This is a genomic window from Marinobacter algicola DG893 (genome assembly GCF_000170835.1).
Classification (GTDB): Bacteria; Pseudomonadota; Gammaproteobacteria; order Pseudomonadales; family Oleiphilaceae; genus Marinobacter; species Marinobacter algicola.
On record NZ_ABCP01000024.1, the window covers coordinates 24,755 to 38,189 of the forward strand.

General features: G+C 58.6%; 11 protein-coding genes. 4 read left to right on the forward strand and 7 right to left on the reverse strand.

What is annotated here, in order from left to right; all coding sequences use genetic code 11:
- The first annotated feature begins 1 nt into the window (after nt 1).
- Nucleotides 2-1,123, forward strand: coding sequence for a DUF1513 domain-containing protein (locus tag MDG893_RS14025; RefSeq protein ID WP_040474630.1), 1,122 nt, complete (start codon nt 2-4; stop codon nt 1,121-1,123).
- A gap of 85 nt (nt 1,124-1,208) precedes the next feature.
- On the forward strand, nt 1,209-2,525 hold the full coding sequence (locus MDG893_RS14030) for an MFS transporter (RefSeq protein WP_007154466.1): 1,317 nt from the start codon (nt 1,209-1,211) through the stop codon (nt 2,523-2,525).
- On the opposite strand, the gene MDG893_RS14035 is transcribed toward MDG893_RS14030, so the two are convergent.
- The 6 genes from MDG893_RS14035 to MDG893_RS14060 form a co-directional block, all read right to left on the reverse strand.
- The gene (locus MDG893_RS14035) at nt 2,519-2,890 is read right to left on the reverse strand and encodes a DUF4870 family protein (RefSeq protein ID WP_007154467.1); all 372 of its coding nucleotides are present in this window, start codon (nt 2,888-2,890) and stop codon (nt 2,519-2,521) included. The genes MDG893_RS14030 and MDG893_RS14035 overlap by 7 nt on opposite strands.
- A gap of 65 nt (nt 2,891-2,955) precedes the next feature.
- Nucleotides 2,956-4,596 carry a methyl-accepting chemotaxis protein gene (locus tag MDG893_RS14040; RefSeq protein ID WP_007154468.1) on the reverse strand — a complete coding sequence of 547 codons (1,641 nt, stop codon included), beginning with the start codon at nt 4,594-4,596 and terminating at the stop codon, nt 2,956-2,958.
- Between the two features lie 239 nt (nt 4,597-4,835).
- A complete protein-coding gene (locus tag MDG893_RS14045; protein ID WP_007154469.1) occupies nt 4,836-6,866 on the reverse strand; it encodes a PhoX family protein in 2,031 nt (676 codons plus the stop codon).
- Nucleotides 6,867-7,019: 153 nt separating this feature from the next.
- The gene (locus MDG893_RS14050; RefSeq protein WP_007154470.1) at nt 7,020-7,322 is read right to left on the reverse strand and encodes a hypothetical protein; all 303 of its coding nucleotides are present in this window, start codon (nt 7,320-7,322) and stop codon (nt 7,020-7,022) included.
- Between the two features lie 134 nt (nt 7,323-7,456).
- Nucleotides 7,457-7,717: a hypothetical protein gene (locus MDG893_RS14055; protein WP_007154471.1), complete on the reverse strand. Its 261-nt coding sequence runs from the start codon at nt 7,715-7,717 to the stop codon at nt 7,457-7,459.
- A 111-nt stretch (nt 7,718-7,828) separates the two neighbouring features.
- A complete protein-coding gene (locus MDG893_RS14060; protein WP_007154472.1) occupies nt 7,829-9,631 on the reverse strand; it encodes an acyl-CoA dehydrogenase in 1,803 nt (600 codons plus the stop codon).
- 270 nt (nt 9,632-9,901) lie between these two features.
- Between MDG893_RS14060 and MDG893_RS14065 the strand changes: the two genes are divergently transcribed.
- Nucleotides 9,902-10,897 carry a GlxA family transcriptional regulator gene (locus MDG893_RS14065; RefSeq protein WP_007154473.1) on the forward strand — a complete coding sequence of 332 codons (996 nt, stop codon included), beginning with the start codon at nt 9,902-9,904 and terminating at the stop codon, nt 10,895-10,897.
- 114 nt (nt 10,898-11,011) lie between these two features.
- Entirely contained in the window at nt 11,012-11,176 is a 165-nt protein-coding gene (locus MDG893_RS21080; protein WP_007154474.1) for a hypothetical protein, read from the forward strand.
- A gap of 89 nt (nt 11,177-11,265) precedes the next feature.
- On the opposite strand, the gene MDG893_RS14070 is transcribed toward MDG893_RS21080, so the two are convergent.
- Nucleotides 11,266-13,320 (reverse strand): NADPH-dependent 2,4-dienoyl-CoA reductase, encoded by a 2,055-nt coding sequence (locus MDG893_RS14070; RefSeq protein WP_007154475.1) that lies wholly within the window; start codon nt 13,318-13,320, stop codon nt 11,266-11,268.
- Between the last annotated feature and the right edge of the window lie 115 nt (nt 13,321-13,435).

Sequence of the window (13,435 nt, forward strand, 5' to 3'; positions counted from 1 at the left end):
GATGAGCAGCAACAGGCAACCCGTAGGTGCACCTATCAACCGCAGACAATTACTGAAAGCAGGTATGGCCGGAGGGCTGGCAGCCACCCTGACCGGCTGCAGCCTTCTGCCTCGGAAAGTGGACCACGCGGCAGATCAGTACGTCGGCGCCGTGGGGCTGCCTGGGGGCAAGTTCGGCATTAGTGCCGTCAACCGCAAAGGCCACCCCGTGTGGGAGTCGCCGGTCGACACCCGTTGCCACAGCGGCTGCGCACGCCCGGGGGGCTCACAAGTTCTGTTTTTCGAACGCCGGCCCGGCTGGGCGTTTTACGGGTTCGACACCCGCAGTGGCGACAGGACACATCGCGTACGAGCGGGCTCCGGGGAACACTTTGTCGGCCACGGAGTGTTCTCCCCCGACGGCCGCTGGCTTTATGTCACCGCCAGCCGCTACGAACAGGGGCAAGGCATTATTGCCGTCTATGATGCAGAGCAGGACTATCAGCGGGTGGATACCTTTGAGCTTCAGGGTATTGGCCCCCATGAACTGACACTGCACCCGGACGGAGAAACCCTGGTGATTGGCCTGGGCGGCATACTGACCCACCCGGACTATGATCGCCTAAAGCTGAACATCGACACCATGGCACCCGCGCTGATCCTGATGAACCGTCACAGCGGTCGGATTATCGGGCGATTCAACCCGGCCCATCACCATCAAAGTGCCCGTCACGTCAGCACCGGTTCGAACGGCCGTGTGTACGTCGCCTACCAGTATCAGGGCCCGCTTCACGAGTCACCCGCCCTCATCGCCCGGCTGAAAAGCGGGCAGCTTCAGGAAGTCCGATTCGATGAGGATACCCAGGCAGCGCTGGCCAACTACATCGCCAGCGTTGTTGCGCATCCCGAGAACGACCTTGTCGCTGCCGCATCCCCGGTGGGTGGCACCGCCGTGGTGTTCAATGGCATCACTGGCGAACTGCTGGCCAGGGCATCCATCCCCGACTGCGCCGGTGTCCAGGCTTTGGCAGGAGGCGATTTCCTGATCTCCTCCGGACGCGGAAAATTAGTGCGCCTGGGGCAGGACAATCAGCCACGGCAGATCGCCGACCTGCCGGTCCAGTGGGACCACCACCTGGTCTGAATAACCCACAACACTGGCCTCCTGCCTTAAGGCGACTCGTCTTAGCTGGTATCCTTATGAGCCATTTGCTCAGGAGGACGGCACCTTGCCCGCCAGAAACAGGGACACCCTCGACCAAGTTTACAGCCTGATTGCCAACGAAGAAGACGCCCGGGTCTGCACAGACATCCCCGAGGAAGCCTGCCGCGAGGTGCCACGCAACTTCTTCCTGATCCTTGGCAGCAACGTGCTGACCAAGCTTGGTGACTTGCTGATCAGTCCCAAGACCGTGCTGGCCTGGCTTTTGAGCGCAATCGGGGCGCCTGCCCTGGTGGCCTGGCTGGTCCCGATCCGGGAGTCCGGCTCAATGATTCCACAAATGGTGATTGGTGCCTGGGTTCGGCGCAAGCCCGTGCGCAAATGGTTCTGGACTCTGGGAAGCTTTGGCCAGGCGGCCAGTGTTCTGGGCATGGCAGCAAGCGTCTGGTTTCTGGAGGGCTACGCTGCGGGCGCCGGCGTGGTGGGTGCGTTGGTGCTGTTTTCCCTGGCCCGGGGATTCTGCTCGGTGTCCATGAAGGACGTGCAGGGAAAATGCATCCCGAAGAAACGACGAGGACGGCTGTCTGGCCTGGCCTCCACCATTGGCGGCACCGCAACGGTTATCCTGACGGCCTTGCTGTTCTGGAACCGGGGTGACCCTGGCGTACTGTTCTACACCCTCCTGCTCTTGCTGGCTGCCTGCCTCTGGATCATTGCCGGCTTTCTGTTCGCCTCCGTTGATGAATACGAGGGCGAAACCGGTGGTGGCGGTAATGCGCTGGGTGACGCACTCAAAAGCCTGTCCCTTCTCAGGGACGACGCGCCTTTCCGGCACTTCGTGATTACCCGTGCCCTACTGCTGTGCTCGGCGCTGGCGTCGCCCTACTTTGTCGTGCTCGCCCAGAAAAACTCGGACACCGGGTGGCTTCTGGGTGTCTTTCTGCTGGCGAGCAGCCTCGCCAGTTCCATCAGCGCCAGTGTCTGGGGCTGGATGGCGGACGAGTCCAGCCGTCGGGTGATGATACGCGGTGCCATTGTTGCCAGCGGCGCCTGCCTGGCGGTGGGCCTGACTGCTCTATTTGCGAGCGAGGCTACCTCCAGCGTCTGGTTCTATCCCGTCGGGTTCTTCGTGTTGAGCATCGCGCATGCCGGGGTTCGACTGGGCCGTAAAACGTATCTGGTGGATATGGCCGGCGGCAACAAGCGCACCGACTATACCTCCGTGAGTAATACCGTTATTGGAGTGCTGTTGCTGGCAACGGGCGGGCTGACAGCCCTGGTGTCAATGATATCCGATGTAGCGGTGATACTGACGCTTGGTGCTATGGGGCTGGCCGGCGCCATCAGCGCCACCCGTTTAAGGGAAGTCACCGAGGATCATTGAGGTTCCGGGGGCTTTCCGTCATTCAACGCCAGGGCGCCTTTCACAATGCGGTAGATGATCCAGATGGAAATGCCCAGCAGCACAAACCAGCCAATGATCAGTGGCGTCGTCACAATGCCAATCACTGTCCATAACAGCCCGATCCAGAAGGTTCGTATCTGCCAGCGGAAATGGGGTTCTATCCAGGTGTCCTTTACGTCATCGAGCTTGACGTAATTGATGATCACGCCCACCAGGCCGGTAATGCCCCCGACAAAGAACGACAGCGCCTGCAGGATATAAACCAGCACCGCAAGGTTGCGGCCAGGCTCTTCACGTCGTGCTACAGGATCTGCGTTGGCGGGAATGTATTCGTGCTCGGACAAGTCACTCTCCTTTGGTTCCACACCCGCAGTGTATCACAGCAACAGGAGCCGGAAACCGCCGGTGCCTAGCGGTTGTCCGGTTTGTAACCCAGGCGGAAACCGCCCCAGTGCTTGCCATTCACATAGATCGGCACTGACAGGTCATGCATGACCTCGCCAGTATCCCGGCGGTAGGTCTGTAGCAGCATATTCTGGGTGTGACTGCCACACCGGGCGCCGGTGCGGTCGTTAAACAGCCGTTTGCTGCGGCTCTTGACCAGATCCACTTTCGGGTCACCCGTTGGCGCGTGGGCAAAATCACGGTTGTGGGTCGGCACATAGCCATCCGGCGCGGCGGCAATTGCGAAGACCATGGACGGATGGGCCCCTTTCACCGCTTCCTGCACCGTTGGCAGTTGCTGATCAGTGAACCGGTCAAAGCTGCTGGAATACTTCTGCGGCTCGGTCTTGGGAATGGGGGTCCTTTTCTTATCAAACAGGGCGTTTTCCGCCAGCTGTCCGTCGCGAACCGCCTTTTCAAAGAGCTTGCCAATCCGGTCCGCACCTTGCCGGGCCTGGTCGTAAAAGAACCGGTGATAGCTTTCATCGCTGTTCAACGCAAATGCCGCGTTGGCCTCTTCCGCCAGCTCCATCAGTGTCGCTGCCTGCTGCGCAAGCGACGCAACGCTGGTATCGCTCTCGGTAATCTGATCCCGAACCGTTTCAATGGCCGACGATACCTGCTCCAGGCTCTGCTCGTTGTTCTGGTCGATCTCGGCAATCCGCGCCACTTGTTGCTGTACACGGTCGGACTGATCACGAATCTGATCCAGACGTTCACCCACACTTTCAACCGACACCAGGCCGGATTCAACGCTCTTGGCCAGGTCCTCAATCCGCGAGACAATCAGAGAGGTGTCGGAGCGTATTTCCTGCAGCGTTTCGGCCACCTCGCCTGTTGCCTGAGCGGTTCGCCCGGCCAATTGCCTGACCTCATCGGCAACCACCGCAAAGCCCCGCCCCTGGTCGCCGGCACGAGCGGCCTCAATTGCCGCGTTCAAGGCAAGCAGGTTGGTTTGTTCGGCGATGCCCTGGATGGTGGTGGTGACACCCTGGATCTTGTTGGATTTCTCGTTCAGTTCCTGGATTAACCTGAGGTTCTCGCTGGACTGCTCGTGCACGGCTCGCACGCTATTGATGGCGGAGGTCAGCGCATCACGGCCCTCAACGCTCACCTGACGGTTCTGCAGAGCCATGGTTGCGGCGTCTGTGGCCTGCTGGGCAGATTCGCGCACACTCTCGGTAATCTGCCCCGCGTACTCCGCCATCTGCGCGGTTTCACTGACCTGACGATCCAGGCGGGTTTTTAGTTGGTCGGCCGCGTAGGACACCTGGGCCGCAGAGATGGCACTTTTGTCGGCACTGCCAGACAGTGTTTCCACCAGCGCCCGACCGGCTTTGGCATCCGCTAGGAGGCTTGCACACTGTTTGCCCAGGGGACTATCCGCTGACAGCTCACCAGCGTTGAGTTGTTTGATGGAACGTTCAACCGGTTCCAACACGCGTAAAACCAGATACATAGTGGCGACGACGAGGCCAACAACCACGCCTGCCACCAGCGACGCGCTATCCAATCCCATCATCGGCGCCACCAGGAAAGCCCCGAAGACGACGACAACGGCGACCGACACCCCCACAACCAGAACAGGCCGACTGAGCAATCCCATATCCACCTCTTTGTTTTCATTATTAGTGAATGCATCTTTTTTGACGATGACTCGTGAGAGTAAAGGATTGACCTTTACTTACAACTGCTACTTTAGTTGACCAATACTGGTTTTTCGGCAGATTGAGGAAAAACTGAAATAAAAAGCCGCAACGCCGGAGACGTCCTGTTGGACGAATCCGGCGTTGCGGCTGGCTGGTGTCGGCGTGCGTCTGCGGCGCCTTTATCAGGATCAGGCGATCAGGCGCCGATCACACCACCATCATCTTTGGTCACAATAACGGTGGCGTCGCGGGGACGGGACTCAGCCGCGTTCGGCCAGTTGCCGTCCGGGTGCTGAATGTTAACGAACATGGTCTTCACGTCCGGTGTGCTTACAACCCCAGTCACTTCACAACCCTGAGGACCAACGAAGAAACGCTTGATTTCGCGTGTCTCCGGGTTGGCGGCCAGCATCATGTTGTTGAAGTACGGATCAGCATCAGAGCCATCGGTCTGGATCCACAGGCGGCCGTTGTAATCGAACCAGAGACCATCCGGACTGTTGAAAATATTATCATCGTTCAGGGAGACGACGGCTTCACCATCAACAACGGTTTCCGTGCCCTGCTCGCCGGCAAAAACAAAGATGTCCCAGTCAAAGCTGGTAGCCGTGTGATCGTTACCTTCTTCGGTCCAGCGAATGATGTGGCCGGTGGCATTGGGAGAGTTCGGGTTGGCGGCGTTGACGTCGTCGAACCCTGGCTGGCCCCGGTTCGAGTTGTTTGTCAGTGTGAAGTAGACCTCACCAGAGTTGGGATCAACGGCACCCCATTCCGGGCGATCCATCGTCGTAGCACCGGCGATATCGGCTGCGAGACGCGTATTCAGCAGAACATCAGCCTGATTCTCGAACCCGTCGAACTGGATATCGCCGACCATTCCACCTTCAGCCGCAGCAACCTTGCTGGCGAAATCCGCGTCGTCCAGGTCCAGCGCCAGCCAGTCACCAGAGCCATCCTCGTTGAAACGAGCCACGTACAAGGTACCCTCATCCAGCAGGTAGCCACCGGCCGTCGCAGCGTAGTACGGCTGGGAAGACACAAACTTGTAGATATACTCGAAACGGGAATCGTCACCGGAGTAACACACCACCGGCTCACCTTCCTTCGCCGGCGCAAAGATGACGCCCTCGTGTCCAAAGCGTCCTAGCGCAGTGCGTTTCTGGGGCTTGCTTTCCGGCGTAAACGGATCAATCTCGACCATGAAGCCATAGGTGTTGGCTTCGTTGCGATAGTCGTCGGTCGCAGCCGCTCCGGTCGTACTCACATTAAACCGTACGTATTGGTCGGCCGCACTGTCTGCCAACTCCCAGTCGTATCGGCTGGAGCTGCCAACACCATGCCGGGTCTGCTCGCGGGGTTGTGTCGCATCGCTATTGGCAAAATATCCGTGCCAGTTCTCTTCCGCGGCCAGATAGGTGCCCCAGGGCGTTGGGCCCATCGCACAATTGTTCAGGGTGCCGCGGGTTTCGGTCGCGTCGGGACTGTAGGTTGTCACCAGCTTGCTGTAACCGCGTACCGGGCCGCGAATGTCCATCTCGGTGTTGCCGGTGATACGACGGTTAAAGGGGCTGCCGAAGACGATGTCCCAGGTGCCATTGGTGTCGCGCTTGATGTGAACAACCGACACGCCATGGGCGGCAATTTCCTTGCGAACCTCATCGGCGGGGCGCACGCCACCATTATCACCGGCGTTGGTCGGCCCATTGGCATGGAGCGCAGACTGATTGATGTACTCATGGTTCATCACCAACAGGCCTTCCGTTGAGCTGTTGCCACCGGCCTTCTGGTCAATCGGGAAGAAGTGAACACCGTCGTGGTGCATGCCCATTTGCTGTTCCTGGTCGGCACCGGTATTGGTACCATCGGCCTTGTACTCGGGATAGGAACCGGTGATCGGGGTACCCCAGGGAAGGAAAGCCACGGATGAGTAGCCCCCGGGAACAACCACTTCATTGTCGGTGGATACGGCAACCGCTTTGAAACCAAGCTCCGTATTGGCGGAGCTCCCCCCCGTGGAGGTACCGTTGTCATCATCGTCATCGCTGCCACAGCCGGCCAGGCCCAAACCCATAACGCTGGCCAACGCGGCGCCAACGGAACCTTTCATAACGGTACGGCGCTGCATACGGGCCGAAAGGACCTGATGAAAGGGCGTATTGCTTGAATGGTTAACAACGGGCTCGTAATTGGGATCCAGGTAGTTGGGATCCAGATCATGCTTTGCCATGGTCCTGCTCTCTCTCGGGTGGGTTATTGGTTTTCGAGAGAACAGTGTCGATGGGTTAGGTGACAGATTTCAGACAGTAAAAAGACAGTTTCTTTAACAATTTCTTACAGCGCAAAAAAGCCTGCCCCTCAAGGGCAGGCCACAGACGCAAACTTATTGCATGGAGTCGCCGGCTTCCTCGGCGGCTTCGCCCATCTCCTCACCGGTTTCTTCCATTGCTTCGCCAGTTTCTTCGGCGGCATCTCCAGCAGCGTCCTTGGTTTCGTCCCAAGCGCTGTCATTCTGGCCGGTGGCATCTTCGTAGGTCTCTTCGACCGCATCGCCGGCGTCATCCGCCATTTCCTCAACGTTGTCGCCGGCTTCCTCGAGATCAACGCCCTCATTGTCATCCTGACTGCAGGCTGCGAGGCCCAGCGTCATCAACAATGCCAGTGCGCTCAGTGTCAGCTTGTTCATAACTGTGTCCTTTCATTGGAGTGTGAAAACAACAGCGACAAGTCTACGGCCGTGACTGGGCTGGCACAATTACTTGGTGATTACGCTTTTGTTAGTAGCAACAATAAGTTAGGGAAAGCAATAACCTGTAGTCATCAATTCGCTCCGGCCACGGCTCTACCATCCAGAGTCAGCACGTGATCAAGGCGCACCATATTCCCCCGCCCCAGGAAAACAAACTCCTGGCCAGCACGGCTGAAGAGATCGCGGATAATATCGTGGGTCGTGCAGACCTGACCGGCATCGTCGCGATAGACAATCTCGGCCAGCTTTGAGGAAGTCAGATACTCCCGGAGCAAACTGTGGACTTCACAGCGTACCGGGCGATAGGCGTTGGAGGCGTGTCCCGACGTCATGGCAGATTCTTCCCTGTGGGTTCAGCAGGATAGGAAAGCGCTCCGGAACACTAAAGCCTGCGTTCCGGAGCCTGCCTACAGTCTGGTTCAGATTGGGTCAGTCCGCCAGTTTCAGAACCACTCCGGTTTCATGTTCATGCAGGTATCGTCCTGGTTGCGGAGCAGTACCAGATCCTGCGCCACGGTGGGCAACTCCCAATGGAAGAAGTACTGGGCGGCCTGCAGTTTGCCCTGATAGAAGCTCCGTTCTTCGTCGCTGTTGGCGGAACCGAGAGCCTTGGCGGCGGCGTTGGCCTGGCGCAACCACATCCAGGATACGATGATGTGGCCGAACAGGTGCAGGTAGCAGGAGGCATTGGCCAACACCCGGTCGGGATCTTCCGACATCAGGGATTTGCCCAGGCTCTGAGTCACTTTCACCGCTTGCTGTAGGGTTTCACTGAGGGACAGTGCCCATTGCTGGCACCGATCGGTGGTGGCGGCTTCCAGGTCCACCTGCATCTCCTGCATCAATAACTGCAAGCCGTGGCTCTGGTCCTGCCAGATTTTGCGGCCCAACAGATCCAGCGCCTGGATGCCGTTGGTGCCTTCGTGGATGGGGTTCAGGCGGTTGTCCCGCCAGCACTGCTCCACCGGGTATTCCCGGGTGTAACCGGCACCGCCATAGACCTGGATGGCCAGATCATTGGCCTTTGGGCCGAATTCGGATGGCCAGGCCTTGATGACAGGCGTCAGCAGATCCAGCAACTTGCCGGCTTCCATCCGCTTCTGTTCGTCCGGATGAGTGTGCTGGTCGTCCATCAGGCGAGCGCCGTAAAGGCACAGCGCCAGGCCACCTTCACTGTAGGCTTTCTGGGCCAGCAGCATGCGCCGCACATCGGCATGCTCAATGATGGGAACCTGGGGTGCCTCTGGGTTCTTCTCTGACGGCTTGCGGCCCTGCAGGCGGTCCTTGGCGTACTCCAGGCTGTGCATGTAGCCACGATACCCAATCACGGCGGCGCCGAAGCCAACGCCCACACGGGCTTCATTCATCATCTGGAACATGTATTTCAGACCCTGGTGGGGCTCGCCCACCAGATAGCCATGGCAGGGTGCGTCGTCGCCAAAGCTGAGTGCCGTTGATGTGGTACCACGGTAGCCCAGCTTGTGGATGAGGCCCGCCAGGTTCACGCCGTTGCGTTCAGTTGCGTTGCCGTCTTCATCCACAATGAATTTCGGCACAATAAACAGGGAGATACCCTTGACGCCCGCCGGGGCGCCTTTGACCTTCGCCAATACCATGTGAACGATGTTCTCGGTAAGGGACTGCTCGCCGCCGGAGATGTAGATTTTGGCGCCTTTTATCAGGTAGTGGCCCTCGTCGGTCGGTGTGGCGGAGGTGCGAATATCAGCCAGTGACGAGCCGGCATGGGGCTCGGTCAGGGCCATGGTGCCGGTAAAGCGGCCGCTGAGCATATGTGGCAGAAAGGTGCTTTTCTGTTGGTCGTTGCCGAACACGCGGATCAGGTTGGCGGCAGCGGTGGTGAGGAACGGGTAGCCTGCAGTGCCCGGGTTGGCGGCGGTGAAGAAGCCGTTACACGCTGCCATGACGGATTCGGGGAGTTGCATGCCACCCAGTTCATAGTCGTAGCGCCCGGCAATGAAGCCGGCGTCTGCGTAGGCGTCAAAAGCTTCTTTTACCTGGGGCAGCATTTCCACCTGGCCGTCGACGAATTTTGGCTCGTCTTTGTCAGCGGCGCTGTTGTGGGTGGCGAATTTGTCACGGGCGATTTTGTCGGCGGTTTCGATGACGGCGTCGAAGGTGTCGCGGCTGTGTTCGCTGAAGCGCTCGCGTTCGCTGAGGCTTTCGGTGTCGAGTACTTCGTAGAGTTGGAACGCCAGGTCGCGGCGGTCAATCAGGGTGTCGGTCATTTCGGGTCTCCTGTTTATGGCGTATAGCCTCTCATACGGTTGTTTTTGTTGAAACCGGCGTTAATGACATAATCATGGTTAAAATTGCCACTTTTATTCCAGGTCTCCTTTTGTGAATGCGCGGCTTGTGGTGCTCGGCAGACGGGCACCAACCGGGAAGACCCTCCCGGGACACGCTGTGAATACGTCCGTGTACGCTTGACGGCAGCATCCTTGCTGCCGACAGTCCCGGGAGGGTCTTCCTGGGCCGCGCTCTGAATTGGAGGTGGTATGCGAACGGTTTCTGTTATTGGGTTTGATGGGGCGCTTGCCAGTGCGATTACAGGGGTTATCGACCTGTTTCGACTGGCGGGGGTAACCTGGGCACGCATCAACGATACGCCTCCGGAGCAGCAGTTCACCACTCAATTGCTGACCGAGGGTGGTCGGCCCTGTCGGTGTATCAATGGGATAACATTGATGGCCGATGGGGACTGGCGTGACATTCCCACCGGTAATTCGCAGGCAGACCTGGTCATTGTACCCACGATTGGCGCGCCGATTGCGCAGGTTCTGGAAGCCAATTCCGGGTTGATTAACTGGCTCAGTGACTTTCGAGAGGCGCCTTCCGGGCAGGTTCGGGTGGCCAGTAACTGCACGGGGGCGTTTCTGCTGGCGGAGGCGGGGTTGCTGGAGGGGCGGCAGGCGACGACGCATTGGGGGTTCAGTCACCAGTTCCGGCAGCGTTTCCCGGGGGTGGCTCTACATCCGGACAAGCTGATTACGGTGGATGGGCACATTGCCTGTGCCGGCGGTGGTATGGCGTGGTGGGATCTCGGGGTGTACCTGGTGGAGCGTTATGCCGGGGCAAAGGTGGCGCGGGAGTTGGCGAAGGCATTTGTGATTGATGCGGGACGGACCAGTCAGGCGCCTTATGGGGCCCTTCAGGCCCGGCGCTATCATTCCGACGCCGCAATTCTGAAACTGCAGGACTGGCTGGATGTGAACCATACCAGGCCGGTGACGCTGCAAGACCTTGCCACATTCGCCGGTTTAACGGAGCGATCGCTGATTCGTCGATTTAAAGCGGCTACCGGGGATACCCCCACCGGTTACCTGCAACTCTTGAGAATCGAGGCGGCCAGGAAGCACCTGGAGAACTCGCGGGTGGCGGTTGAGGAAGTCACGCGGCTGGTGGGCTACGAGGATGTCAGTTCATTCAGCCGCCTGTTCAGGAAGCATACCGGCCTGGCACCCGGTATTTATCGGGCGAGATTTGGGAGGTAACCCGAGCAGGCGCACTTTTGGCCCGGGTTATGCTTCGTTTTCACTACAAGGCCAAAAGCCGAGGCAAAACGTAAAAATAACTGACACAGGCTACTTCCTGTGGAGGGTAATACCATGAACGCACCGCAAAAAAACCAGCAATGCGCCCTGCTCAGTCGCCTTTACGACATGAAGCAGAAACAGCTACTTCAGGCCAGCCAGCAGGCCGATAGCCTCCGCTATCGGGTATTATCCGCTGAGGCGGACGCCATCAGCGAGGCTCTGAAAGCCATTCGGTAACCCGGGCCAGTCACCGTAACGATGACTGACGCCGAGACTGGTCACAAATGATCAAAATGATCACTTTATGACCAAAATTGTCCACCCGGTCAAATCCGGGCAGCCACTTCAGTTCCCTGCCGAATAGCACGTTTGGCGTCCAGCTCTTCGGCCACGTCCGCACCACCGATCAGGTGGGTCTGAATACCCCGATTGACCAAATCATCGAACAACGCCCGGAAAGGCTCCTGACCTGCGCATATGATGACGTTGTCGACATCCAGAACCTTACTTTCGGTGACTTTGCCATCCTTGTCGGACAGCGTGATATGCAGCCCGTCATCATCAATTTTCTCGTAACTACACCCTCTCAGCATCTCAACGTCACGGTGCTTGAGGCTGTTGCGGTGCACCCAACCAGAGGTCTTGCCCAGACCACCGCCAACTTTGCTGGTTTTCCGCTGCATCAGGTAGATCTTGCGGGGTGACGATGTTGGCTTGCGCTCAGCCAGGCCTCCGGGCCCATCGAATTGCGGATCGACGCCCCACTCAGCCTGCCAGTCTGCCATGCTAACCTGCTCTCCCTCAGGGTGATGACCAAATTCATGGGTGAGGAACTCGCTGACATCGAAGCCGATACCACCGGCACCTATCACCGCGACCGACTGGCCCACGGGCTTGTTGTGGCGCAGGACATCGAGATAACCGAGTACCTTCGGGTGGTCGATGCCATCAATTCTTGGCGTTCGCGGTTTCACGCCCGTGGCGATGATCACGTCGTCAAAGCCCAATTCTCCCAACGCATCTGCATCCACGCGGGTATTGAGTTTCAGTTCAACACCCAGGATCTCGATCTGGCGCTGGTAGTAACGCAGCGTTTCATAGAACTCTTCCTTGCCGGGAATGCGCTTGGCGTAGTTGAACTGGCCGCCAATTTTGTCGTCCGCTTCGAACAACGTCACCTTGTGCCCCCGTTTGGCGGCCGTCGTCGCTGCCGCCAAACCGGCAGGGCCGGCTCCGACTACCGCCACGCGACGGCTGACCGGAGCCACCGTCAGTACCAGTTCGGTTTCGTGGCAGGCGCGTGGATTCACCAGGCAGGACGCCCGCTTGAGCTGGAACACGTGATCCAGACAGGCCTGATTGCAGGCAATACAGGTGTTGATCTCGTCGCTGCGGTTCTGCTCTGCCTTGCGCACAAATTCCGAATCCGCCAGCAACGGCCGTGCCATGGACACCATATCCGCCTTCCCCGCCGCGAGGATTTCCTCGCCTTTTTCCGGGGTGTTGATTCGGTTGGTGGTGCACACCGGAATGTCCACTTCGCCATAAAATTTGGCAGTTACGTCTGCAAAGCCGCCCCGCGGCACCGACGTCACGATCGTTGGCACCCGGGCTTCGTGCCAGCCGATGCCGGTATTGATAATGGTGGCACCGGCTTTTTCGATGGCTTTGCCCAGTTGCACCACCTGATCCCAGGTCTGCCCACCTTCTACAAGGTCCAGCATCGACAGGCGGTAAATGATAATGAACTCGGGGCCCACCGCCTCCCGCATCCGGCGAACAATCTCCACCGGCAACTGCATGCGATTCTCGAACGGGCCGCCCCATTTGTCGGTGCGTTTATTGGTGCGCTCGCACAGGAACTGGTTGATGAAGTAGCCTTCTGAGCCCATCACCTCAACGCCGTCATAACGGGCCAGTTTCGCCAGTTTTGCAGCGCTGACAAAGTCATCGATCTGCTTATCGACCCCCTTGGTCGAGAGCGCACGGGCCTTGAACGGCGTAATGGGCGCCTTGGTGGCCGAGGCGGATACACTGAAAGGCTGGTAGCCGTAGCGACCGGCATGAAGCAGTTGCAGGCAGATCTTGCCGCCGGCGTCATGAACTTCACTGGTGACATGACGGTGAAGCATGGCGGTGCCGCGATGATTCATGGTGGACGCCAGGGGCGAAAGCTGGCCGACAAAGTTGGGTGAAAAGCCCCCAGTGACCATCAACCCCACACCACCTTCCGCACGCTCGGCAAAATAACGGGCAAGCTTGTGGATATTCCAGAACCGGTCTTCCAGGCCGGTATGCATGGAGCCCATAAGCACGCGGTTTTTCAACTCGGTGAAACCCAGGTCGAGGGGCTTCAGCAGGTTCGGATAGGCTACGGTCATGTTATTTCTCTTTATCTGGTCGTCTGGTCGTCCGTTCGTCTCATGCGGACGTTTTCATCAGGAGGCAACATGGTAGCATAGCGGCCTACGACTAACGTATGACATGGAACCCACA

Bases quoted from the DNA above. Each gene is read 5' to 3' on its own strand.
- MDG893_RS14025 (WP_040474630.1), top strand. From the start codon at position 2: ATGAGCAGCAACAGGCAACCCGTAGGTGCACCTATCAACCGCAGACAA.
- MDG893_RS14040 (WP_007154468.1), bottom strand. From the start codon at position 4,596: ATGGGATTGCTCAGTCGGCCTGTTCTGGTTGTGGGGGTGTCGGTCGCC.
- MDG893_RS14045 (WP_007154469.1), bottom strand. From the start codon at position 6,866: ATGGCAAAGCATGATCTGGATCCCAACTACCTGGATCCCAATTACGAG.
- MDG893_RS14050 (WP_007154470.1), bottom strand. From the start codon at position 7,322: ATGAACAAGCTGACACTGAGCGCACTGGCATTGTTGATGACGCTGGGC.
- MDG893_RS14055 (WP_007154471.1), bottom strand. From the start codon at position 7,717: ATGACGTCGGGACACGCCTCCAACGCCTATCGCCCGGTACGCTGTGAA.
- MDG893_RS14060 (WP_007154472.1), bottom strand. From the start codon at position 9,631: ATGACCGACACCCTGATTGACCGCCGCGACCTGGCGTTCCAACTCTAC.
- MDG893_RS14065 (WP_007154473.1), top strand. From the start codon at position 9,902: ATGCGAACGGTTTCTGTTATTGGGTTTGATGGGGCGCTTGCCAGTGCG.
- MDG893_RS21080 (WP_007154474.1), top strand. From the start codon at position 11,012: ATGAACGCACCGCAAAAAAACCAGCAATGCGCCCTGCTCAGTCGCCTT.
- MDG893_RS14070 (WP_007154475.1), bottom strand. From the start codon at position 13,320: ATGACCGTAGCCTATCCGAACCTGCTGAAGCCCCTCGACCTGGGTTTC.